Source organism: Streptomyces capparidis (assembly GCF_054782095.1).
In genome coordinates, this window is record NZ_BAAGTD010000032.1 from 50,131 (window position 1) to 72,630 (window position 22,500).

Annotated in this window: 21 protein-coding genes; 9 read left to right on the forward strand and 12 right to left on the reverse strand. The window is 74.1% G+C overall.

The window, feature by feature from the left end; translation table 11 throughout:
- Positions 1 to 108 precede the first annotated feature (108 nt).
- From ACYVO2_RS24125 to ACYVO2_RS24135, 3 genes are all read left to right on the forward strand, one after another.
- Positions 109 to 1,218, forward strand: coding sequence for a pectate lyase family protein (locus tag ACYVO2_RS24125; RefSeq protein WP_461010051.1), 1,110 nt, complete (start codon positions 109 to 111; stop codon positions 1,216 to 1,218).
- 2 nt (positions 1,219 to 1,220) lie between these two features.
- Positions 1,221 to 2,312 carry a pectate lyase family protein gene (locus tag ACYVO2_RS24130; protein WP_461010052.1) on the forward strand — a complete coding sequence of 364 codons (1,092 nt, stop codon included), beginning with the start codon at positions 1,221 to 1,223 and terminating at the stop codon, positions 2,310 to 2,312.
- A gap of 306 nt (positions 2,313 to 2,618) precedes the next feature.
- Positions 2,619 to 3,755 (forward strand): site-2 protease family protein, encoded by a 1,137-nt coding sequence (locus ACYVO2_RS24135; protein ID WP_461010053.1) that lies wholly within the window; start codon positions 2,619 to 2,621, stop codon positions 3,753 to 3,755.
- A 52-nt stretch (positions 3,756 to 3,807) separates the two neighbouring features.
- Here ACYVO2_RS24135 and ACYVO2_RS24140 read toward each other — a convergent pair whose 3' ends face one another.
- The 6 genes from ACYVO2_RS24140 to ACYVO2_RS24165 form a co-directional block, all read right to left on the reverse strand.
- The gene (locus ACYVO2_RS24140) at positions 3,808 to 5,079 is read right to left on the reverse strand and encodes a cation:proton antiporter (RefSeq protein WP_461010054.1); all 1,272 of its coding nucleotides are present in this window, start codon (positions 5,077 to 5,079) and stop codon (positions 3,808 to 3,810) included.
- A gap of 4 nt (positions 5,080 to 5,083) precedes the next feature.
- A complete protein-coding gene (locus ACYVO2_RS24145; RefSeq protein WP_461010055.1) occupies positions 5,084 to 5,569 on the reverse strand; it encodes a cation:proton antiporter regulatory subunit in 486 nt (161 codons plus the stop codon).
- A gap of 206 nt (positions 5,570 to 5,775) precedes the next feature.
- The gene (locus ACYVO2_RS24150; protein WP_461010056.1) at positions 5,776 to 6,582 is read right to left on the reverse strand and encodes an inositol monophosphatase family protein; all 807 of its coding nucleotides are present in this window, start codon (positions 6,580 to 6,582) and stop codon (positions 5,776 to 5,778) included.
- Positions 6,579 to 7,739 (reverse strand): glycosyltransferase family 2 protein, encoded by a 1,161-nt coding sequence (locus ACYVO2_RS24155; protein ID WP_461010057.1) that lies wholly within the window; start codon positions 7,737 to 7,739, stop codon positions 6,579 to 6,581. The genes ACYVO2_RS24150 and ACYVO2_RS24155 overlap by 4 nt, the downstream gene beginning before the upstream one ends.
- Positions 7,736 to 8,815, reverse strand: a complete 1,080-nt coding sequence (locus ACYVO2_RS24160) for a zinc-dependent alcohol dehydrogenase (RefSeq protein ID WP_461010058.1) — start codon at positions 8,813 to 8,815, stop codon at positions 7,736 to 7,738. The genes ACYVO2_RS24155 and ACYVO2_RS24160 overlap by 4 nt, the downstream gene beginning before the upstream one ends.
- A gap of 1 nt (position 8,816) precedes the next feature.
- A complete protein-coding gene (locus ACYVO2_RS24165; protein WP_461010059.1) occupies positions 8,817 to 10,001 on the reverse strand; it encodes an aspartate aminotransferase family protein in 1,185 nt (394 codons plus the stop codon).
- 480 nt (positions 10,002 to 10,481) lie between these two features.
- Here ACYVO2_RS24165 and ACYVO2_RS24170 point away from each other — a divergent pair, with 480 nt between their 5' ends.
- Positions 10,482 to 11,354 (forward strand): LLM class flavin-dependent oxidoreductase, encoded by an 873-nt coding sequence (locus tag ACYVO2_RS24170; RefSeq protein ID WP_461010094.1) that lies wholly within the window; start codon positions 10,482 to 10,484, stop codon positions 11,352 to 11,354.
- A 196-nt stretch (positions 11,355 to 11,550) separates the two neighbouring features.
- Positions 11,551 to 12,387 (forward strand): hypothetical protein, encoded by an 837-nt coding sequence (locus ACYVO2_RS24175; RefSeq protein ID WP_461010060.1) that lies wholly within the window; start codon positions 11,551 to 11,553, stop codon positions 12,385 to 12,387.
- Between the two features lie 127 nt (positions 12,388 to 12,514).
- On the opposite strand, the gene ACYVO2_RS24180 is transcribed toward ACYVO2_RS24175, so the two are convergent.
- From ACYVO2_RS24180 to ACYVO2_RS24195, 4 genes are all read right to left on the reverse strand, one after another.
- On the reverse strand, positions 12,515 to 14,083 hold the full coding sequence (locus ACYVO2_RS24180) for a polyamine aminopropyltransferase (protein WP_461010061.1): 1,569 nt from the start codon (positions 14,081 to 14,083) through the stop codon (positions 12,515 to 12,517).
- A gap of 105 nt (positions 14,084 to 14,188) precedes the next feature.
- Positions 14,189 to 14,605 carry a DUF4247 domain-containing protein gene (locus ACYVO2_RS24185; RefSeq protein ID WP_461010062.1) on the reverse strand — a complete coding sequence of 139 codons (417 nt, stop codon included), beginning with the start codon at positions 14,603 to 14,605 and terminating at the stop codon, positions 14,189 to 14,191.
- Positions 14,602 to 15,093: a DUF2617 family protein gene (locus tag ACYVO2_RS24190; RefSeq protein ID WP_461010063.1), complete on the reverse strand. Its 492-nt coding sequence runs from the start codon at positions 15,091 to 15,093 to the stop codon at positions 14,602 to 14,604. Before ACYVO2_RS24190 ends, ACYVO2_RS24185 begins: the two co-directional genes overlap by 4 nt.
- A 207-nt stretch (positions 15,094 to 15,300) precedes the next feature.
- On the reverse strand, positions 15,301 to 16,026 hold the full coding sequence (locus tag ACYVO2_RS24195; RefSeq protein WP_461010064.1) for a TetR/AcrR family transcriptional regulator: 726 nt from the start codon (positions 16,024 to 16,026) through the stop codon (positions 15,301 to 15,303).
- 156 nt (positions 16,027 to 16,182) lie between these two features.
- Between ACYVO2_RS24195 and ACYVO2_RS24200 the strand changes: the two genes are divergently transcribed.
- Positions 16,183 to 16,884 carry an NAD(P)-dependent oxidoreductase gene (locus ACYVO2_RS24200; RefSeq protein ID WP_461010065.1) on the forward strand — a complete coding sequence of 234 codons (702 nt, stop codon included), beginning with the start codon at positions 16,183 to 16,185 and terminating at the stop codon, positions 16,882 to 16,884.
- Between the two features lie 185 nt (positions 16,885 to 17,069).
- A complete protein-coding gene (locus tag ACYVO2_RS24205; RefSeq protein WP_461010066.1) occupies positions 17,070 to 18,413 on the forward strand; it encodes an SGNH/GDSL hydrolase family protein in 1,344 nt (447 codons plus the stop codon).
- Positions 18,414 to 18,506: 93 nt separating this feature from the next.
- Here ACYVO2_RS24205 and ACYVO2_RS24210 read toward each other — a convergent pair whose 3' ends face one another.
- Entirely contained in the window at positions 18,507 to 20,345 is a 1,839-nt protein-coding gene (locus tag ACYVO2_RS24210) for an alpha-keto acid decarboxylase family protein (protein WP_461010067.1), read from the reverse strand.
- A 508-nt stretch (positions 20,346 to 20,853) separates the two neighbouring features.
- Here ACYVO2_RS24210 and ACYVO2_RS24215 point away from each other — a divergent pair.
- Positions 20,854 to 21,102 (forward strand): SCO4226 family nickel-binding protein, encoded by a 249-nt coding sequence (locus ACYVO2_RS24215; protein ID WP_461010068.1) that lies wholly within the window; start codon positions 20,854 to 20,856, stop codon positions 21,100 to 21,102.
- 69 nt (positions 21,103 to 21,171) lie between these two features.
- On the opposite strand, the gene ACYVO2_RS24220 is transcribed toward ACYVO2_RS24215, so the two are convergent.
- Positions 21,172 to 21,822, reverse strand: a complete 651-nt coding sequence (locus ACYVO2_RS24220; RefSeq protein ID WP_461010069.1) for a TetR/AcrR family transcriptional regulator — start codon at positions 21,820 to 21,822, stop codon at positions 21,172 to 21,174.
- Between the two features lie 93 nt (positions 21,823 to 21,915).
- Between ACYVO2_RS24220 and ACYVO2_RS24225 the strand changes: the two genes are divergently transcribed.
- Positions 21,916 to 22,494: a dihydrofolate reductase family protein gene (locus tag ACYVO2_RS24225; RefSeq protein WP_461010070.1), complete on the forward strand. Its 579-nt coding sequence runs from the start codon at positions 21,916 to 21,918 to the stop codon at positions 22,492 to 22,494.
- Positions 22,495 to 22,500 lie beyond the last annotated feature (6 nt).

The following is a 22,500-nucleotide window of genomic DNA, read 5'->3' on the forward strand; positions in this document are numbered from 1 at the left end:
CCGCGCTTTACATTCGCGATACATAGAAAGCGCTTACTGTCACCACCGGCCGGTGGGTTCAGGCGTCAGTCAGCAGGTTCACCCGACATCAAGAAGGGGAAGACCGGCATGCGTTCGAACTCACCAGAACCTCGGCACACCCACAACACCCCCACCGCCCGAGCCGCCACGCGGCGGGTCGCCGCGGCGGGTGTCGCGCTGCTCGCCGCGTGCGCCGCCGCCGTCACCCCGGCGTCCGCCGGTTCGCCCTCGCCCGGCGCGGGCTCGCCCGTGGCCGCCGCGGCGTGCGCCGCGCCGGGGCAGCCCGCGGGGTTCGCGTCCGTCAACGCCTGGGGGCAGGCCGGGACCACCGGCGGCGCGGGCGGCCCCACCGTGGAGGTGGACACGGCCGCGGAGTTCCTCTCCGCGATCGCCACCCCGGGCCCGCTCAACATCTGCGTGCGGGGCATGCTCGCCCTGCCCGGCCCCATGCACGACGTCACCTCGGACAAGACCATCGTCGGGGTGGGCGCCGCCTCCGGCCTGACCGGCGGCGGGCTGAACATCGGCCTGCCGGTCAGCGACAGCGTCACCTCGCCGCCCGCGAACGCGGTCCACAACGTCATCGTCCGCAACCTGACGTTCAAGGGCTGGAAGGACGACGCGATCAACGTCCAGATGTTCTCCCACCACGTCTGGATCGACCACAACGACCTGTCGGGCGGCTACGACGGCGCCATCGACATCAAGCGCGGGTCCAGCTACGTGACGGTGTCCTGGAACCACACGCACAACCACACCAAGAACATGCTGCTCGGCCACAGCGACAACAACGGCGCCCAGGACATCGGGCGGCTGAAGGTGACGTACCACCACAACTGGTTCGACCGCACCCCGCAGCGCAACCCCAGGGTCCGCTTCGGCGAGCCGGTGCACGTGTACAACAACTACTACCTGCGCAACAGCGACACCGGCGTCGCCTGCCAGGCGAACTCCGGGTGCGTCGTCGAGGGCAACTACTTCGAGGACGTCGAGGAGCCGATCGTCAACAACTACTCCGGCCCGTCCGGGCGCTGCGTGGCCCGCAACAACGTGTTCGTCGGCGAGGAGGCGGGACAGCCGGTGTGCGGCGGGTCCGTGCAGGAGCCGCGTGACTACTACACCTACACCGTGGACGCGCCGAGCACGGTGAAGGCCGCCGTCACGGCGGGCGCGGGCGTCGGGAAACTGGGGGTCTGACGGTGGACGGGAGGCTTGCGACGAGGCGGGCGCGGAAGGCGGACCGGGCGGCGGGCGGCACCCCGCACCGGTGGCGGAGCAGGGCCGGGGTCTGCGCCGGTGCGGCGCTGCTGGCCGCCCTGCCGGGGCTCGGCGGCGGCGCGTACGCGGGGAGCCCGGCGGACGCCGCCCCCGGCGCCGCGGCCGCCGCGGCCGACACGCCGACGGGCTGGGCCGCCGTGCCCGGGCTCGGGCGGGACGGCACCACGGGCGGCGCGGCGGGGCCCACCGTCACGGTGACGACGGGCGCCGACCTGACGTACTACGCCGGCCGGAACACCCCGTACACGATCCTGGTGTCGGGCCGCGTCGAGGTCGACGGCATGGTCACGGTGGTGGCGGACAAGAGCGTCATCGGCGTGGGCTCCGGAGCGGAGATCACCGGGGGCGGGCTGCAACTCGGCTCCACCACCCGGCCGGGCAACAACGTGATCATCCGGAACCTGAGGTTCAGCGACGCCTCGGACGACTCGGTGAGCGTGACCAACTCGGCGCACCACGTCTGGATCGACCACAACGAGTTCCTCCCCGCCGCGGACGGCTCGCTGGACATCAAACGGCAGTCCACGCACGTCACCGTGTCGTGGAACCGCTTCCGCGGCACCGACAAGACCGCCCTGCTCGGGCACTCCGACGGCTACACCGCGGACGTCGGCCACCTGAGGGTCACCTACCACCACAACTTCTTCGACGGCTCGGCGCAGCGGAACCCGCGGGTGCGCTTCGGTGAGCCGGTGCACGTGTACAACAACTACTTCCGCGGCAACGCCCTGTACGGGGTGGCCTCCACCATGAACGCCGGGGTGGTCGTGGAGGGGAACTACTTCCAGGGCGTGCCCCACCCCTGCCACTCGGCGAGCGGCTACGCCGACTCCGACCCGGGGCGCCTGGTGCAGCGGAACAACGTGTTCGACGGCTCCGGCACCTGCGAGACCAACGGCACGGTCGCCGAGCCGCGCGCGTACTACCCGTACACCCCGGACCCGGCGGCGAACGTACCGGCGCTGGTGACGGCCGGGGCCGGGACGGGGAGGATCACCGTCCCGGCGCGGTAGGGCGGCTCCCGGCCACCGGGGCCGCCCGCCCGGGGACCGCACGCCGTCCGGGGTGGCCAGGACGCCGGGGCGCGAGCCCGCGAGCCGGGCGCGGACCAGCGTCTCCTCCCGGTGCGGCGCACCGGGCGCCACGCGTCGATCCGGCGCGGACCGTCCGGCGCCGCCCGGGGCACGCGGGAGCAGATATCCGCCTGATTGTTCGGGTTTGCCCGTATCATTCCGCGGTACGTCACCCCTGCGCCGGGTCGCGGCGCGCCCGCCCGTGCCCGTGCACCCGGTCGCTCGCCCTGTCAGGAGGTGAGGGGGATGGGCGGGAGCATCGGCCTGGGACGGTGGGCCGGGATCCGGGTGGGCGTGCACTGGAGTGTGCTGGTCGTCTTCGTGGTCATCGCGCTGGGGCTCGCCGGGGGGAGGCTGCCCGACGCGCACCCCGGCCGCCCGGAGTGGCTGTACTGGCTGTGGGGTCTGCTGGCCGCCGTGGTGTTCCTCGCCTCGGTGCTCGCCCACGAGCTGGCGCACGCCCTGGTGGCGCGCCGCCACGGCATGGGGGCCGACGCCATCACGCTGTGGCTGCTCGGCGGGGTCGCCCGGATGCGGGACGAGGCGCCCTCCCCCGGCGCCGAGCTGCGCGTCGCCGGGGTCGGGCCGCTGGTCAGCCTGCTCCTCGGGGCGGCCTTCGGCGCGGCGGCCTCCGGCCTCGACCTGGCGGGCGCCTCCCCGCTGGTGGTGGAGGCGGTGGCCTGGCTGGCCGGGATCAACGTCGTGCTGGCCGTGTTCAACGCGCTGCCGGCGGCTCCCCTGGACGGGGGGCGGATGCTGCGGGCGCTGGTGTGGTGGCGCACCGGGGACCGGCTGCGCGCCACCGCCACCGCCACGGCGTCCGGCCGGATCCTCGGCTGGGGACTGATCGGCTGGGGCGCCCTGCTGTTCTTCGTGGGCGGGGGGTTCGGCGGTCTGTGGCTGGCGCTGATCGGCTGGTTCATGATCGCGGCGGCGACGGCGGAGAGCCGCCGGGCGCGGACGCGGGAGGCGCTGCGCGGGCTGCGGGTCCGGCAGGCGATGACCTCCGCCCCGGTGACCGTCCCGGCCTCGCTGACGGCCGCCGCGCTGCTGGCCGCCCCGCCGTCCGGCCGGCGCCACTCGGCGTTCCCCGTGACCGGGGCGGACGGCGCCCCGGTCGGCCTGGTCACCGTGGACCGGGTGCTGCGCGTGCCCGCCGCCGACCGGGGCGCGGTGGCGCTGTCCGAGGTGATGCTGCCGCTGGACGAGGTGGCCACGGCGGCCCCGGACGACGCCCTGGCCGATCTGCTGACCGCCCTGGAGGGGGATCCGGGGCGCCGGGCGCTGGTGCTCGAGGAGGGCAGGCTGGTGGGGATCGTGTCCCCCTCCGACATCGACAGGACGCTGACCTGGTTGACCTCCTCGCCGTGGACCGGGCGCTGACCGGGCGGCCGGGGCCGCCCGGTCGGGGCCGGGGCCCGGGTGCGGGCGCCGCTCAGGAGCGGCCGACGGCGTCGGGGTCGTCCACCGCCTCCCGGGGCTCGGCGTACGGCTCGGCCGGCGCCTCCGCGCTCCCGGCGGCGGGGGCCGCCGCGGGTGCGGCGGCGCCGCGGCGCGCGGTCAGCCGGGTGGCCACGGGCTCGGTCCAGCGGGCGGTGAGCGGGCCGATCACCACCATGATCAGCACATACGCGGTGGCGAGTGGGCCGAGGGACGGCTCGATGCCCGCGGTGACCGCGAGCCCGGCGATGACGATGGAGAACTCGCCCCGCGCCACCAGGGTGCCGCCCGCGCGCCAGCGCCCCTTGGCGGAGATCCCGGCGCGCTTGGCCGCCCAGTAACCGGTGGCGATCTTCGTGCCCGCGGTGACGACGGCCAGCGCCAGCGCGGGCAGCAGCACCGGCGGGATGCTCGCCGGATCGGTGTGCAGGCCGAAGAAGACGAAGAACACCGCGGCGAACAGGTCCCGCAGCGGGCTGAGCAGGTTGTGGGCGCCCTCGGCCACCTCCCCCGACAGCGCGATGCCCACCAGGAACGCCCCCACCGCCGCGGACACCTGGAGCTGCTGGGCGATCCCCGCCACCAGCAGCGTCAGCCCCAGCACCACCAGCAGCAGCTTCTCCGGGTCGTCACTGGAGACGAACCGGGAGATCACCCGGCCGAACCGCACCGCGACGAACAGCACCGCGCCGGCCACCCCCAGCGCGATGGCCAGGGTGACGCTGCCCGTCGCGAGCCCGGCCCCGGCCAGCAGCGCGGTGACGATGGGCAGGTAGACGGCCATGGACAGGTCCTCGAGGACCAGGATGCTCAGCACCACGGGGGTCTCCCGGTTGCCCACGCGGCCCAGGTCGCCGAGCACCTTGGCGATCACCCCGGAGGAGGAGATCCAGGTCACCCCGCCCAGCACCACCGCCGCCACCGGGCCCCAGCCGAGCAGCAGGGCCATGCCCGCGCCGGGCAGCGCGTTGAGCAGGGCGTCCACGGCGCCGGCCGGGTACTGGGTGCGCAACTGGCCGACGAGGTCGGCCGCGGTGTACTCCAGGCCGAGCATCAGCAGCAACAGGATGACCCCGATCTCGGCGCCGATCGCGACGAACTCCTCGCTCGCGCCGAGCGGCAGCAGCCCGCCCTTGCCGAACGCCAGCCCGGCCAGCAGGTACAGCGGGATCGGCGAGAACTGGAAGCGCCCGGCGAGGCGGCCGAGCAGGCCGAGGCCGAGGATGACGGCGCCGAACTCGATCAGGAAGGTCGCGGAGGAGTGCACGCGCTCACTCCCGACCGAGTATCGCCGCGGCCGCCTCCACGCCCTCACGGGTGCCGATGACGATGAGGATGTCCCCTCCGGACAGCCGGAAGTCCGGCGTGGGGGACGGCACGGCGTCGGCGCGGCGCAGCACGGCCACGATGGAGGCGCCGGTCTCGGTCCGCATCCGGGTCTCGCCGAGCAACCGCCCGTTCCAGTGGGACGCCGAGGACAGCTCGATCCGCTCGGCGACCAGGCCCAGGTCCGTGGTGGACAGCAGGTTCGGGCTGTGGTGGGAGGGCATCAGCGCGTCGATGAGCGCCTCGGACTCGCCGGGGGTGAGCCGCACGGACAGGGCGCACTGGTCCGGGTCGTCGCCGCGGTACGCGCTGAGCGTCCGGCTTCCGTCACGGTGCGCCACCACCGACAGGCGCCGGTGGTCGCGCGTCCGTAGGTCGTACCGAACCCCGATGCCGGGCAGCGGTGTACTGCTGAGATGTGGAGCGCCCACGGAAGTCCCCTGTCCTGCGGTGTCTGCGTTGCTCTCGGGCAGTCTTTACCCAAAACTTACCGAATGGAGCGCCGGGACGGGGTGCACGGGGGCGGTGCGGAGGGTGACCAGGACCTCGCCGGGGCGCGGACGGCGCCGCCCCGGTGAGGGGTGCCGCCGGGCCCGGTGGCCCCGCCCTCGCGGGGATGGGGCCACCGGGCCCGGGTTCACACGGCGGAGCCGCCCACCAGCGGGGACAGGGCCGCGTGCAGAGCCGGGCCCGCGGCCAGGACCCCGGTGCCCAGCGGGGTCACCGCGGCGCCGGCCTCGGCCGCGATCAGGGAGCCGGCCGCCAGGTCCCACGGGGCGAGCTCGTCCTCGTAGTAGGCGTCCAGCCGGCCCGCCGCCACCCAGCACAGGTCCAGGGCCGCGCTGCCGCCGCTCCTGATGTCGCGGACGCGCGGCAGCAGGGCCGCGGCGACCGGCGCCTGGCGGGCGCGGGAGGCCGCGGCGTAGCCGAAGCCGGTGCCGACCAGCGCGGACGCCGGCGGGACGGGGTCGTTGACGGCCAGCCGCTCGCCGTTCAGCCGCGCCCCTTCGCCGGCCACGGCCGTGAACGTCTCGCCGCGCGCCGGATCGTGCACCACGCCGACGACGGGCCGCCAGTCGCCGGCCCCCGGCTCCGGGTGCCCTCCCGCGCCGGGGAACCGCTCCTCGCAGGCGACGCTGACCGCGGAGTGCGGGATGCCGTACAGGTAGTTGACGGTGCCGTCCAGCGGGTCGATCACCCAGCGCAGGCCGGAGCTGCCGGAGCGGCGGGCGCCCTCCTCGCCGAGCAGGCCGTCCCACGGGCGCTCGCCGGTCAGCAGGGCCACGACCGCCGACTCGCTCGCCCGGTCCGCGTCGCTGACCGGGTCGGTCGCGGTGGACTTGTACGCCACGCCGGTGGCCCGCCCGGCGCGGCGGGCCAGCTCCGCGCCGCCCAGGTGGGCGGCGCGGACGGCCAGGTCCAGCAGGGCGGCGAGGCCGGTCACTGCCGCTGCCCCGCGGCGCGGGCGACCCGCCCGGCCTCGGCGAGCACCGTCGCCCGGTGCCTGGGATCCAGGCGGGCGACGGGCGGCAGGACCCGGCAGGCGGCCACGGCCCCGTCGTCGTAGGGCAGCGCCAGGCCCGCGAGCGGGAGCACCTCCTCGGGGGCGCCGTCCAGCGGCGGCAGCTCACCGGTGAGCGCGCCGTCGCCGTCCACCACCGCGCCGAGGAACAGGGTGTCCTCGCCGCCCGACCGGCCGCGCACCACGGCGAGCCCGCGGTCCCCGCCGCCCGCGGCCGCCGCCAGTTGGGCGCGGAACCCGGCGGCGAGGCCGTTGGCCTCGAAGTCCCCGTAGGCGGCGGCGAGCTCCACGTCCGGGTCGGGCCACTTGCGCACGAAGTACCGGTAGTTGCGCAGCTCCGTCTCCCGGTTGGCGGCCACGTTCCGCAGGTGGGGCAGGTGCACGCCGTAGACGTCGGGCGCCATCACGATGGGCGTGCCGGTGCGGCAGATCCGGTACGCCCACTCCAGGTCCTCCACGCCGTACCCGGTGAACGCCGGGTCGAAGGTGAGGCCGTGCCGCTCGACCAGGGCGCGGGGCACCGCGACGAGCGCGGTCCAGGCGAACGCCCACGGCACCACGTGCTCGGTCTGCAACCGCGGGTCGGAGCGCACCTCGCCCGCGGCCTCGAGCTCGGCGAGGAGCTTGTGGTAGCGCTCCCACTTCTTGGTCTCGACGGCGGTGACGTCGTTGGTGTTGTTGTCGTAGTCGATCATCTGGCCGACGACGCACACGTTCTGCCCGTAGGCGTAATACCTGTCGTACAGGGTCCGCAGCCCGGACGGGGGCAGGCACATGTCGGCGTCCAGGCAGAGGACGACCTGGCCGGACGCCTGCGCGAACGCCAGGTTCCTGGCCCGGGCGACCTGCCAGTCCTCGGCGGAGAGCACCGAGGTGATGCGCAGTCGGCCGGTGAACTCGCGGCACGCCTCGACGAACTCCGGCGCGTACTCCATGGCGCCGATCACGACCTCGAACTCCGCGGGGTCCATGGTCTGCTCGGCGAGGGAGGCGAGGGCGAGCCGGATGTTCTCCAGGCGCTGCCGGTAGGGGATGACGACGCTGATCCTCGGTCGCGGCACGGCGGTGGCGGCGCTCACTTCTCGTCGTCCTCGTCGGCGGGCGGGTTGGCCGCGATGAGGACCTTGCAGCTCTCGGTGCTCGCGCCCGTCGCCGTCCGGGTGGCGATGTCGCAGCCGAGGGCCGCGAAGCCGTCCCGGTGGTCCTCCAGCGGCACCACGTGGCTGACCAGGCGGCCGGCCGGGACGCGCCCGCTGGTGACGAGGTGGAACGCCTCGTCGAACGAGCCGTGCAGCGAGTCGATGGAGCCGATCACCGACAGGCTGCGGTCGGCCAGGTGCATGGCGTCGATGGTCACCTCCTTGCGCTTGAGCCCGATCGACATGAAGGTGCCGCCGCAGGCCAGCAGGGGGTACAGCTCCTCGAGCAGCCCGGAGGTGGTGTCCACGACGACGTCCAGCGGGGCCCGCGGGTCGCCGAAGTGCTCGGTGCGGGCCTCCTCCAGCGAGCCGTAGGCGCGTATCCCGTCCGGGAGGACCTTGCCCGCGAAGGCCAGCCGGGCCGGTGAGGTCTCCACGACCACCGGCGCCAGGCCCTTGAGGGTCAGCGCCCAGGCGTACAGCAGGCCGAGCGGGCCCGCGCCGAAGACGTAGGTGTGGGCGTCCAGCGACGGCGGCTGGATCTTGCGCACCCCGCTGACCACGCAACTGAGCGGTTCGGTCAGGGCGGCCGCCCGCAGCGACACCCCGTCGGGGACGCGGCGGACGAAGCCGGAGGTGGTCAGGTAGCGGTCGGCGTAGGTGCCGTCGTAGCTGACGCCGCTCTCGGTGCCCATCTTGTTCACGCAGTGGTTGATCCGCTGGGAACGGCACATGCGGCACACCCCGCAGTAGGGCGTGGGGTTGATCACGACGCGGTCCCCGACGGCGACCGAGGTGACCTCGGGGCCGACCTCGGCGACCACGCCGGTGGACTCGTGGCCAAGGGTGACGCCCGGGACGGCCACCGGGTAGGAGCCGGAGACGATGCCCAGGTCCGTGCCGCAGATGCCGGTGTAGGCGATGTCCACCACGACGTCGTCGGGTCCGGTGGCGCGCAGGTCGGCGACCTCCTCGATCGCGACGTCCCACGGACCGCGGTACTTCAGCGCCCTCATGTCACTCCCCCTTCTCGAACTCGGCCAGCGCGCAGCCCAGGCCGTGGATGATGTCGTGCGCCTCGTCCTCGGAGACGACCAGCGGCGGGCGGACCTTGACCGCGGTGCCGAAGCCGTAGCGGCTGCCCCGCAGGATCAGCCCGTGCCGTCTGGCGACGGCGATGAACCGGGCCACGTCCGCGCTGCTCGGCAGGTCGAAGGCGAGCATCAGCCCGACGCCGCGGACGTCATTGACACAGGAGAAACGTTCCTCCAGCTCGCGCAGGCCGCGCAGCAGCACCGGGGAGACCGCCCGGACGTTGCCCAGGACGTCGTGGTCCCTGATGTACTTGACCGTCTCCTCCATGGCCACCAGCGCGAGCGGGTTGGCCCCCGAGGTGGAGGAGTGCTCCCACGGTTCGAGCACGTCGAGTTCGGCGCGCATCACCACGCCGGCCACGGGAATACCCACACCGCCCGCACCCTTGGCGAAGGTGATGATGTCGGGGCGCAGTTCCCGGGCCACGCCGGTGGAGGCGAAGAACGTCCCGGTGCGGCCGAAGCCGGTCTGCACCTCGTCGGCGATGACGAGGATGCCGTGCCGGTCGCAGACCTCGCGCAGGACCGGGTAGTACTCGGCGGGCGGCACGATGTTTCCGCCGTTGCCCAGAACCGGTTCCACGATCAGCGCTGCCACCTGACCGCTCGAGGCGTACTCGAGAAAATCGTCGAGACGCCGGGCGCAGAGCATCCCGCAGGAATCCGGGGTCTGCCCGTAGAAGCAGTTCGAGCAGTTCGGGGCCGGAATCTTGAGGGAGCCCACGAACGGGAGTGAGAAATTGCGTTGCCGGAAGGCGTTTCCGGAGACTCCGGTGGCCGCCGCGCTCTGCCCGTGGTGGGACAGGAAAAGCGAGACCACTTCGCTGCGCCCGGTTGCCTTCTGGGCGATTCGGATGGCGCACTCATTGGCCGCGGAGCCGGTGATGTCGCGGAACCAGAAACGTTCGATGTGGTCGGGAAGGAACTCCCGCAGGAGCGAGAACACCTGGGCCGACTTCGGCCGGGTGAACTCGGACGAGAGGTGGGCCGTTCTCTCCAACTGGGCGTGCAGGGCGTCGATGACCTGCCGATTCGAGTAGCCGAGCGAGAGGTTGAAGGTGCCGGAGGCACAGTCGATGTACGTTCTTCCGCCGATGTCGAGATGCACCCCCCTGCCGGTGGCCTGCGCCGGTCGGGCAGTGGGCTGCGCTAACTCCAAGGCTGCCAAGCTGAATTCTCCCCTGGTCGTGCGAAGGGCACGCAGAACATGGTGGAAGCGGTGCGCGAAACACCGCTGAAACAAAGGCGCCGCCGTGGGGGGAATGCGGCGCGGCGCCCGCGGTTCGATCCTAGATCATCACCGGTAGGTCACTGCCACCCGCTGTGGGCAGCGTCACAGGGGAAGAGTCCCCGTCGCCGCCCGGGCGGACTTTCCGGCAGGAGTCCACTGTAGCTCTTCCGGGTTGCCGGGAAACGACGGCGGCGTAACGGCGCGGCCCGCCGGAGTTTTGCGGGTCATGACCGCGACAAAAAGACGGCGGCGAGAGTGTCTCGCGCCCGCGGGAAAAGCGGTTGTCGAGAACCCCGCCGAACCCCATAGGGTGACGGTGTGACGAATGAGAACTCGCCTCGCCCGCGCATCGGCGTGATGTTCGACAGGGACCAGCGGCCGGAGGACCTCACGGCCTACGCCACCGCCGTGGAGCAGGCCGGGGCCGACGACCTGTGGGTGGTGGAGGACCTCGGCTGGGCCGGCGGCGTCTCCTCGGCCGCGCTGGCGCTCGCGGCCACACAGCGGCTGCGGGTCGGCATAGGCATCACCCCGGCGCCGCTGCGGAACCCGGCGCTGCTCGGCATGGAGCTGGCCACGCTGGCCCGGGTGTTCCCCGGGCGGCTGGTCGCCGGGGTGGGCCACGGGGTGCCGGAGTGGATGGCCCAGGTGGGCGCCGCCACCCCGGCCAAGCTGGCGCTGCTGGAGGAGACCATCCAGGTGGTGCGGACCCTGCTCGCCGGGGGGACCGCGCAGGTGGACGGCCGCGTGGTGCACATCGACGGCGTGCGCCTGGTGCACCCGCCGGCGCAGCCGCCGCCGGTGGTCGCCGGGGTGGTGCGGCCGCGCTCCCTGGAGCTGTCCGGCCGGGTCGCCGACGGGACGATCCTCGCCGAGGGCCGGGGCCCGAAGTCGGTGGCCGGGGCGCTGGAGCACATCGAGCGGGGGCGCGAGGCCGCGGGGGAAGCGCGGCCGCACGAGCTGATCACGCTGGCGTACCTGTGCGTGTCGGACGACGCGGAGCGGGTGGCGCGGGCGATCGCGCCGATCGTCGAGGAGACCGCGCGCTGGCTCGGCGTCCCGCCCGACGAGGTGTTCATGGTGGCCGGTGGCGCCGCCACGGCCGCGGGCCGGGTGCGGGAGCTGTGGGAGGCGGGCGTCACCACGGTGGCGCTGCGCCCGGTGGGCGAGCAGCCGCTGGACCAGGTGCGCGCGGTGCTCGCCGAGCTGGGCACGGACCGCGGCGTCTGACGGGGTGTCAACGGGCGGGGCGGGCGGATCGCCGCGCGCCCCGCCGTCACCGCGAGCCGCTCCCCGATCGCCGCGCGTGGCGCCCCCTGCGCCGCGCCGCCGTCCCCCACTCGGCGCAGCCCGAATGGCCGAGCCTCCGGGACGGACCCAGGATCGGTCATGTCCGCGCAACGGCGCGGAGGAGCGGAGTAACCCCATGCGCATACGCGTCCTCACCACTCTTGGCCTGACCGCGGCGCTGACGGTGTCGCCGGCCACCGCGATGGCCGTCGACGCCCACCACGACCGCAACCAGCGGGACGGGCGCCACGAGAGCCGGTACCAGCAGGACGGGTCCCGGCAGGACGGGTCCCGGCAGGACCGGTCCGGGAACGACGGGTCCCGGCAGGACGGGTACCAGCGGAACCGTTCCGGGAACGACCGGAACCAGCAGGACGGACGGCGGCAGGACACGTCGGGGAACGACAGGTCCCGGCACGACGGGTACCAGCAGGACCGGTCCCGGCAGGACGGGAACCGGCAGGGCCGGTCCCACCACGACAAGTACCGGCAGGACAAGTTCCGGCACGACCGGTCCCACCAGAACCCGGCCCACAAGACCCCGTCCCACCAGAGCCCGGCCCACCGGAGCGCGCCGAACACCAAGACCTCCTTCCAGGAGAAGCTGAACGAGCTGGCGCGGGCCACGGCCAAGTACCAGCGGCTCGACCGGGCGCTGGCCGACGGCTACCGGCAGGTCTCCGGCTGCGTCCCCGGGATGGGCTACCACTACGGCAAGGCCCCGGCGCAGGGGCAGAAGGACCTGGTCGTGCTCCGCCCCAACGCGCTGGTGTACGCGCCGCAGGGGCAGGGCGGGCGCCAGTTCGTCGCGGTCGAGTACGTGTCGCGGACCCCCGCGACGCTGTTCGGCCGGGCGTTCGACCCCCCGGCGCCGGGTGTCCCCTACTACACGCTGCACGTGTGGCTGTGGAAGTACAACCCGCACGGTGTGCTCAACCCGACGAACCCGCGGGTGGTGTGCAACACCCGCTGACCGCCCGCTCGGTCACCGCGGACCGGGCCCGGACCGCGCCCCCGCGGACGGGCCCGGTCCGGCGTGGCGGCCCCGGCCGCTCGTGGGCGCGGCCGGGGCCGCCGTGACCGGTGCGGGCCGTGGTGCCTCAGTAGGCGTCCCACTCCCCCGTGCTGTACTCGAGCACGGTCGGCTTCATCAGGGTGCTCGCCCGCACGTCGCGGGCGCGGCGGTCGACGGGGAAGACGGCCGCGGCCTTCAGCACCGCGTCGTCGAGGAAGCGCAGTCGCGGCGCGTCCGGCGCCAGGCGCAGCCTCGCCTCCGCCCCGCCGCGGGTGGCCAGCACGAAGCCCCAGTTGCCGAAGCTGGGCACGTCCACCTGGTACGGCCTGGTGGTGAGGCCGCCCTCCCGTATCCCCGCCTCGATGGCCCAGTACGTCTTGGGCGCGAAGAACGGCGAGCCCGCCTGGACGACCGCGCGGGCGCCGGGGGCGAGGAGGCGGGAGAGCATGCCGTAGAACTCGACGGAGTACAGCTTGGCCGTGGCGACGCTGTCCGGGTCGGGGAAGTCGACGAGGACGGCGTCGTAGCGCTGCCGGGCCTGGCGCACCCAGGTGAAGGCGTCGGCGTGGACGACGGTGACCCGCGGGTCGGCCAGCGCGTCGCCGTTGAGGTCGCGCAGCGGGCCGTAGGAGCGGGCGAGCGCGGTGACGGCCGGGTCCAGCTCGACGAGGGTGACCCGCTCGACGTCGTCGTAGCGCAGCACCTCGCGCAGCGCCAGCGCGTCGCCGCCGCCGAGCACCAGCACCGAGGAGCGCCGCCCCGCGAGCGCGGGATGGACCAGGGCCTCGTGGTAGCGGTACTCGTCCACCGAGGAGAACTGGAGGTCGCCGTTGAGGAACAGCCGCGTGTCGTCGGTGCCGGTGAAGGCGACGGACCTGGTGACCACGATCTCCTGGTAGGGGCTGCGCTCGGCGTGCACGATCGGGTCCCGGTACAGCCGCTGGCGCGCGGTGACCTCCAGGTCGTCGGCCAGCGCGTAGGTGCCGCCGAGCAGCGCCAGCACCGCCGCCATCCCGGCCAGCAGCAGGCCCCGCACGGCGCGGCGGGTCTGCTTGCGGAAGATCCACAGCACCACGCCCACCCCGGCGGTGGCGTTCACCGCGCCCACCACCAGCGCGCCCTTCAGTTGTCCGAAGGTCGGCAGGAGCAGCAGCGGGAAGCAAAGCCCGCCGATGAGCGCGCCCACGTAGTCGGCGGCGAACAGGTCGGCGACGGCGCCGCCCGCGTCCTGCCGCTGGATGCGCTGGAGCATCGTCATCAGCAGCGGGATCTCCGCGCCGATCAGCACCCCGACGACGAAGGCGATCACCACCATCGCCGGGGTGTAGACGCCGAGCCAGGCGAACGCCATGTACAGCATGAGCACGGACAGGCCGCCGACGAGCGCGAGCAGCCCCTCCACCAGCGCGAACGCGCCGACCGCGCGGTGGCGCAGCGGTTTGGCGGCCAGCGAGCCCACGCCCATCGCGAAGACCATCACGGCCAGCACGATCGAGGTCTGGGTGACCGTGTCGCCGACCAGGTAGCTGCCGAGCGCGGTCAGCGCCAGCTCGTAGACCAGTCCGCAGGCGGCGCACAGGAACACCGTGAACAGCAGCAGGAACCGCGAGATCCGGGCCCGCACGGCGAGCCGGGGGGCGGGGCCCGGCGTCACGACGGCGCGGCGCCGGCCGGGCGCCGGGCGTGGTGGCCCGTTGGTATCACTGGGTGCCTTTCCTCCTCGGGGCCGCGCGGCGTGCCGCGGCCGGTTCCACGGCGGCTACTTGCCGGAGCCGGAGCCGCCGCCGCGGAAGCCGCCGCCGGTCGTGCCCGGGTCGGGCCAGTGGGAGCCGATGTCGCTGCGCCAGCGCCGGTAGCCCCGGGCGTAGTCGTCGATCTCGATCTTGCTGCCGGAGCCGAGCGGGGTGATGGCGACGATGTCGTCCTTGTACCGCAGATACTCCCTGCCGCCCCTGGTCACGCGGTCCTTGGCCTTGCGGTGGCCGTGGATCGCCCGGGCCACCGCGGCGGGCCTGTCGTCCGGGTCGCGGTAGCCGCCCGCGGTGGTCCGGTACTGGTCGGCGATCCACTGCTCGGGCACCTTGCCCCCTCCGCCGCCACCGCCCCCGCCGCCGCAGCCGGTCAGCAGGACCGCGACGGCCAGCAGCGGGACGAGGAACAGCCGGTAGCGCCTCACCGTGCCTCCAAGCGGGTGTGGGTGGCGACGATCTGACGGGTCCGCGGATATGTGTGCCAGGTCCGCCAGGCGACCCCGCCCTCCCGCGGCCGCACCAGCAGGGCGGTGAGCGCGTCGGGGGCGCCGGGGAAGACCCCGCACAGCGCCTCGGGCCGCCCGTGCAGCTCGCGCAGCAGCCCGGCGCGCGCCGCGAACTCCCGCGGCCCGTGCCGGTGGATGCGGGCGGTGAAGCGGTACGTCCAACCGTCGATCTCCTCGGTCACCGAGCCGGGCAGCAGTCCCGGCTCTCCGGGCAGACACGCCACGGTTTCCCGCACCGGCCCGGCGAACACCTGGTGCGAGGCGCCGAGCAGCCGCAATTCGACGGTGATCCCGCCGACGGCGACCTCGGCCACCGCGAGCGCGTCGCGCGGGGGCAGGCCGAGGGTGAAGCGGAGCTGATCGGCCGCGGTGTCCAGGTAGGGCGCGGCCAACTGCACACCGCTCACCGCGGGGCGCCCCGCCGGGCCGCGGGCCGCCGCAGCGGCGGCGTGTGAGCCGTCCCCACTCTGTCAGCCCCCCGTTGCACGCGCATTCGAGTTCACGCGCCGTCAGTATGTCACGGGCTCGGCGCTGGTCAGCGGCGGACTCGGCGTGCGGGAGCGGCCGGCGCGGGGCGGGGCGCCGGGTGGGGACGGTGCGGCGCCAGCGACGTGTCACTCCCCCGCGGGCAGGCCCAGGGAGCGCACGAGGTGGGTCAGTTCCGCCTGGAAGAGCTTGTCCGGGCTGAGGGTCTGGGCGCGCAGATGGCCGTAGATCTCCAGGGAGACCAGGCCGTGCAGGCGGGCCCACAGGCGCAGGGCCAGGGCCAGGGCAGCGGGGGGCAGGCCGGGGAAGGCGGGGCGGACCTTGTCGAGCAGGGCGGGGTCGAAGTCGGACCAGGTGAAGCAGGTGTCGGCGAGGTCCGGGTCGAGGTGCGGCCAGGCGGCGGCGGCCAGCGCGGTCAGGCCGGTGCAGACGCGGTGCGCGGCGTCGGGGGCGGGGCCGCCCTCGGGGGCCCGGTAGCCGGGGACCGGGTCGCCGTACACCAGCCGGAAGCCCTCGGGGTTGGCCAGGGCCCAGGCCCGGAAGGCGCATGCCCAGGCCCTGATGCGGCGGGCCGGGTCGTCGGCGGGGGCGGCGTGCCAGGCGGCGTCCACCGTGTCGGCCAGCGCGGTGTACACGTCGTTGACGAGCGCGGTGACCAGGTCGTCGCGGGTGGCGAAGTAACCGTAGATGGCGTTGGCGGTCATGCCCATCTCGCGGGCGATGGCCCGCAGGGTGATGGCGTCCGGCCCGCCCGAGGCCATCAGCCCGAGCGCCGTCCTCTTGATCTCGGCGGTGGTCTCGGCCCGCAGCCGCTCGCGCCGCCCCGTCGTGCCCGCCGCCCTCGCGCTTCCCACGGTGAGCACTGTACAGCGTCCCTTGAATGAGTGGCGTGCAGTTACTTCACACCGTATAGTTTGCGCACGCCGTCACTCACCGACGGTTCGTCAACCGGTGTCCCCGCGGGGGACTCCACCGCCGACGGCCGCGCCGTCACGAGCAGAGGAACAGCCATGCGCATCGGGGTCATCGGCGCCACGGGAACCATCGGCAGCCGCGTCGTCACCGAAGCCCTCGACCGGGGGCACCATGTCGTCGCGTTCAGCCGGGACGCCTCACAGGTCGCCGACGGGCGCCGCGACGTCGAATGGCGCAGCCTCGACGTGCTGGACGCCGCCGCGGTCGCCGCGGCCCTGCCCGGACTCGACGTGCTGATCAGCGCCTACCAGCCGGGCAACGCCGCCAGGGACCTGGCGGACACCCTGGAGCGGTCCATCGCCGACCCCACCGTGTACGCCACCGCGGCGCGGGCGCTGCTGAAGGCGCTGGAGAGCCACCCGAGGACCCGGCTCATCGTGATCGGCGGCGCGGGCAGCCTGGAGATCGAGCCCGGGCTCGTCCTGGCCGACTCCGAGGAGCACCTGCACGCCGCGCTGGACGGGATCGGGCTGCCCCGGGGCTACGCGGCGGCCGTGCGCGGGCACCGGGACGCCCTGAACGTCCTGCGCACCTCGAACCGGCTGTGGACCTACTTCAGCCCCGCGGAGGACATCGCGCCCGGCCCGCGCACCGGCCGGTTCCGCGTCGGCGGCGACCAGCCGGTGCGGGACGCGGACGGGCGCAGCCGCGTCTCCGCCGAGGACGCCGCCGTGGCCCTGCTCGACGAGGCGGAGTTGCCACGCTTCGTCCAGCGCCGCTTCACGGTCGGTTACTGACCGGCGCCCGGCCGCCCCGAACCTCACTCGAACGGCGCACATCGGACCGGTGTTGTCGGTTTTGGTCCGATGACTTGCGGGGGGCGGCGTGGGACGGTGCTGGCGTCGCGTGCGCGCCCGGGGCGGTGGAGCGCCGTTGCGGGCGTGGCAGGCGGAGTTCACCGTCTCGACGTTCAGGAGAACGCATGGAGCACTTGACCGCACCGTCCGGCGTCCTGCGCCGGGCGCGGGGCAGGCTGGCGGGGCTGCTCGCCGGTGTCCTCGTGCTGGCCGCGGCGCAGGCCGCACCCGCGGCGACGGCCGCGGACCACGCACCGCCGCAGGGCGGCGCGGACCGGGCCTGGGTCGGCACCTGGGCGGCGTCGCCCACCGCGGTGCCTCCGGGGAACACCACCTCCTTCCGGGACCAGACGCTGCGCCAGGTCGTGCACGCCAGCGTCGGCGGCGACGCCGTGCGGGTGCGGCTGACCAACGAGTTCGGCAGCGCCCCGCTGGTCATCGGGGAGGCCCGGGTGGCCAGGCCGGACGACCCCTCGGGGCAGAGCATCGACCCGGCGACCGACCGCGCGCTGACGTTCGGCGGCCGGACGTCGGTGACCGTGCCCCCGGGGTCGCCCGTGGTCAGCGACCCGGTGAGGCTGCGCCTGCCCGCGGGCGGCAACCTGGTGGTGAGCGTCCACCTGCCCCGGCCCACCCCGGCCTCGACCGTGCACGGCTCCGCCTTCCAGCGCAGCTTCGTCGCGGAGGGCAATGTCACCGGGGCCGCCGACATCGAGCCGACGGCCATCGTCACCCAGTGGCACTTCCTGTCCGGGGTGAGCGTGCGGGCCGCGGGCGACCCGCCGGGTGGCCCGGCCGCCGTGGTGGCGCTGGGCGACTCGATCACCGACGGGGCGATCACCGAGGAGAACGCCAACCACCGGTGGCCCGACCTCTTCGCCGAGCGGCTGCGGGCCACGCCGGGGCTGCGGGACCTGGGCGTGCTGAACGCGGGCATCGGCGGCAACCGCCTGCTGCACGACCCCAACCCCCCGGCGGGCTCCCCCGCCGAGGAGTACGCGGCCTACTTCGGCCAGAGCGCCCTGAAGCGGTTCGACCGGGACGTGGCCGCGCAGCCGGGCGCCCGCCACCTGGTGGTGCTGCTCGGCGTGAACGACCTGGGCCACCCGGGCACGGTCGCCCCCGAGTCGGAGCGGGTGAGCGCGGCCGACCTGATCGCCGGGCACCGGGAGCTGATCGCCCGCGCCCACGCGCGGGGAATGAAGGTCTACGGGGCGACGATCACCCCGTTCCGCGGTGACACACTGGGCTTCTTCAGCCCGAGCAACGAGGCGGCCCGGCAGGCGGTGAACCGCTGGATCCGCACCGGCGGGGAGTACGACGGCGTGATCGACTTCGACGCGGCCGTGCGGGACCCGCAGCGGCCCGACACGCTGCTCGCCGCCTACGACAGCGGCGACCACCTGCACCCCAACGACGCGGGGATGGCGGCGATGGCGAGGGCCGTGCCGCTGCGGCTGTTCCGCTGACGCGGCCCCGGGCCGCGGCGGGAAGCGCCCCGCCGCGGCCCGGGGAGTCCGCCGCCGCGGCCGGGGCGTGCGCGCCCCGGCCGCGGCGGCGCCTCAGGCGGTCCCCGGCACCTTGTACGCCATGGCCCGCGGGTAGTCGTGGCGGTCGAGGCGGACGCGGACCAGCAGCGGCCCGGCGTTGACCGGGTCGGTGGGGTCGGTGAGCCGCGCGAGCAGCCCCTCGAGCTGCCCGGTCAGGGCGATGCTCAGCCCGGTCGCGGGAGTCTTCTCACCGGAGAAGACGTCGGCGAGCCGGTCGTAGTGCCACGGGTGGAGGACGTTGTAGAAGTCCGCGCGGTCCGGCTCCGAGGGGCGCCGGTCCGCGTAGTAGGCCGGGTTCACGAGCATCTGCTCGATGCCGTAGAAGTTCTGGTTGTCCAGGACGAACACCACCGACGGCAACCCGAGCCTGGTGTGGGTGGAGATCTCCTGGCAGGTCTCCTGGAACGAGCCGTCGCCGACGAACACCATCGGGCGGGCGTGGCTGCGCTCGGGCGCGAGCGCGGCGCCGGTGGCCGCGCCGACCGACCAGCCGATGGACAGCCAACTGTTCTGCGCCAGGTAGCCGCCCTCGGGCAGGGTCAGGTTCATCGAGCCGATCAGGGAGAACGCGGCGTCGGAGACCACTGTCCAGGTGTGCGGCGTCTCCCGCGCCAGGAACTGGTTGATCCGGCGGAACAGGCCGTCGTAGGTGAGCCGCTCCGTGGGCGAGGACGGCGAGCCGCCCATGCGCAGCGTCGCGCGCAGCTCCCGCAGGTTGGCCGGGCGCCCGGCGGTGTCCTCCGCCAGCGCGGCGGCCTCGGCGTAGTAGTCGGCGGTCAGGCCCTCGCGCCCGTAGCGGGCGACCAGCGCGTCCCGCAGGGCGGGCAGCAGCCGGGCGAGCTGGACGTCGGGGAAGTAGGAGGTGCCGACGCTGACGCCGCCGTCGGCGGCCATCACCCAGTCCGTGCCGATGCACTGCTCGCCGCCGAGGTTCTTGGAGGTGGCCCAGGCGCCGAGGCCGATCCGGCAGGTGGCCCACCCCTTGAACATCTCGCGCACGCGCGGGTCGCTGGCGTGGCCGTTGTAGACGCCGTGGAACTGGGGCAGGTCCTCGTCGAGGACCGCCTTGGCGCCGATGGTGGTGCAGAACGGCACGCCGGTTCCGGCCACCAGCTCGGTGAGCGGCCCGCCGAGGCGGAACCGGTCGATCTCCTCGCCCGCCCACAGGATCGGCCGGGGCCTGCCGTCCGGGCCGGGGTGCGCGGCCACCAGGTCGAGGACGGCGTTGACCGCCGCGTCCAGCATGGTGCGGTTGCGGGCGGTGAACGGGCGCTCGCGCCGGACGAGCGGGACGGCGGGCCCGGGGCAGGGCTCGTCCCACAGGTCCTCCATGACCTCCAGGTAGACGGGCCTGCGCTCGGACAGGCACGCGGTGAGCGCGGCGTCGATCTGGCCGGGGGCGAGGCCGGGGTTGGTGATGGCCTGGGCGTCCACGGTGACCTGCCGGTACACCTCCAGGTTGCTCTCCCTGCGGGGGCTCATGTGGGAGGTGAGCAGGCCCAGGGCGCGCTGGTTCTGCCACTGCTCGTAGGGCGGGGAGGCGTTGACCGCGACGAGCGGGACGCGCTCGACGTACGCGCCGCCGCAGGCGTTGAGCAGGTTGAAGGCGCCGACGCCGTAGGTGCAGGCGGCGGCGCCGATGCCGTGGACGCGCGCGTAGGCGTCGGCGGCCTGGCCCGCGCCGCCCTCGGTGGGGGTGCCCACCCAGGCGATGTCGCCCTCGGAGCGCAGGGCGGTCAGGAACGGGCCGAGGTGGTTGCCGGGGACGCCGAACAGGTGGGTGATGCCCAGCTCGGCCAGGCGGCGGGCCAGGTAGCGGGCGACGGTGCACTCGGGGGTGTTCTCGCTCACGAGCGGATCTCCTCGTTGTCCGGGCCCTCGGGACCGGTCTGCCGGTGCGCACGGGTGGCGGGGTGGTCACGCCGTGTGTCCATCATGCCGACGATGGTAGATATGGAGAAACGATTCCCGGATTTGCCAACAGGTAATGTCTGGGCAAAGTACGAGATTTTCGATCTTGTTTGCGCGAGGGCCTTCCGGCCGGAATTGCTCGGCTTGGCGTTCGACGTGCCGAGGTGGCGGCGAGACCGACGGAAAGGGCTGTGACGTGCGGCGCGGCGTGCGGCGTGAGATGCGGGAAGCCGCTCGGAACGGCGTTCGAGAGGGAATTCGAATGGGGTGCGGAAAGGCGAAATTCCTTCCGGGTCCCTTTCGGTGTTCCTTCCGCCCGCGGCGGCGGGGAGGCACCCCCGCGCGCCGTCGGATCGCGCCTCCGGCGGGCCGCTGTGGCGTGCGGCCCGCGCCGGGGGGAGGCTGGGAGGAGCAGGCGGGGGCCGGCGAGTACCGGAGGTACCAGGCGATGGCCACCTACATCGACATCCACCGCGGAATGCAAGGGATCACGGCCGAGCAGCTCAGGGAGGCGCACCGCGCCGACCTCGCGATCGAGGGCGAGGAGGGCGTGCGCTTCCGGCACGCGTGGGCGGACCCGGAGTCGGGCACGGTGTACTGCCTGTCCGACGGCCCCTCCGCCGAGGCGGTCCAGCGCGTGCACCAGCGCACCGGCCACCCGGCCGACGAGATCCACCACGTGCCGCTCAGCGTCTGAGCCCCACCGCGGGCGCCCCGGGGCCCGCCGTCGCGCGTCCGGGTGCCGGGGCCGCCGCGGTGCCGCCCGTCAGGAGGCGCCGGCGACCGCCCCCGGGGCGTCCTCGCCCGCCGGAGTGCCGGGCGGCTGGGCCGCGCCGTCCGGCTGCCCGGCCAGGAGGCGGTCGACCAGCGCGGTGACCAGGTCGCGCCGCCGCTCCGGCGGGAACAGGTCGGGCAGGGTGAGGCGCTCGACTATCAGCCAGTTCAGGGCCAGGTACAGCAGCACCACCGTGGTCGCGTCGCCGGGCAGCCCGGACTTCAGGTGGTGGGCGACGTTGAAGTCCACGTCGGCGCGGATGCGCCGGGTGAGCACCTCGCGCAGCTCCGGGCGGCGGTTGGCCTCCAGGCGCAGTTCGAGCAGGGCCAGGAAGCCCGTGGGGAACGCGGCCACCCGCTCCACCACCTCGTGTATCAACTCGATGACCCGGGCGCGGTCGCGCGGGCCCGTCAGGGACGAGGCGAGGACGGCCTCGTCCGGTTCGAGGCGCTCGTAGACGCGCTCGCCCGCCTGGGTGAGGAGCTGGTCGCGGTTGGCGAAGTAGTTGGAGGCCGTGCCCGTCGGCACGCCCGCCCGCTGATCGACCGCGCGGAACGTCAGACCGCGCGCGCCCTCGTCGGCCAGCACCTCGATCGCGGCGTCCAGCAGCGCCGCCCTTCTCTCCGGATTGCGTCGCACCATGATTGACACCACTCCAAGCGTAGTACTACCTTTCCAACACTACATGGAAAGTACTACATCCGGAGTCGCTCCGGGGGAATCCGAGGTCCCAGGATGCGCAAGCTCGTGTACGTCGTCGCGCTGTCCGTCGACGGCGTCATCGCCGGCCCGGGCCACGAGGTGGACTTCTACCCGCAGTCGCCGGACATGGTGGAGCACCTGCGCGCCGAGTACCCCGAGACCATGCCGACCCACATCCGCCCGCACATCGGTCTCCAGGGGGCGCCCAACCGGCGCTTCGACACCGTGGTGATGGGGCGCGGCACCTACCAGCCCGCGCTGGACATCGGCGTCACCAGCCCCTACGCCCACCTGCGCCAGTACGTCGTCTCCCGCTCCCTCCCGGAGATCGCCGACCCGGCCGTGGAGCTGGTGCCCGGCGACCCGGTCGGCCTGGTGCGGCGGCTGAAGGCGGAGGACGCGGACCCGGACGTCTGGCTGTGCGGCGGAGGGGTGCTGGCCGGGCAGCTCCTGCCCGAGATCGACGAGCTGGTGGTCAAGCAGTACCCGGTGGTCGCGGGCGGCGGGCTGCCCGCCTTCGCCGGCGGGTTCGCCCCCCGCCCGTTCACCCCGGTGGAGCAGCTCACCTTCGGCAACGGCGGGACCGTCACCACCTACCGCCCGGCCCCGTGAGCCGGT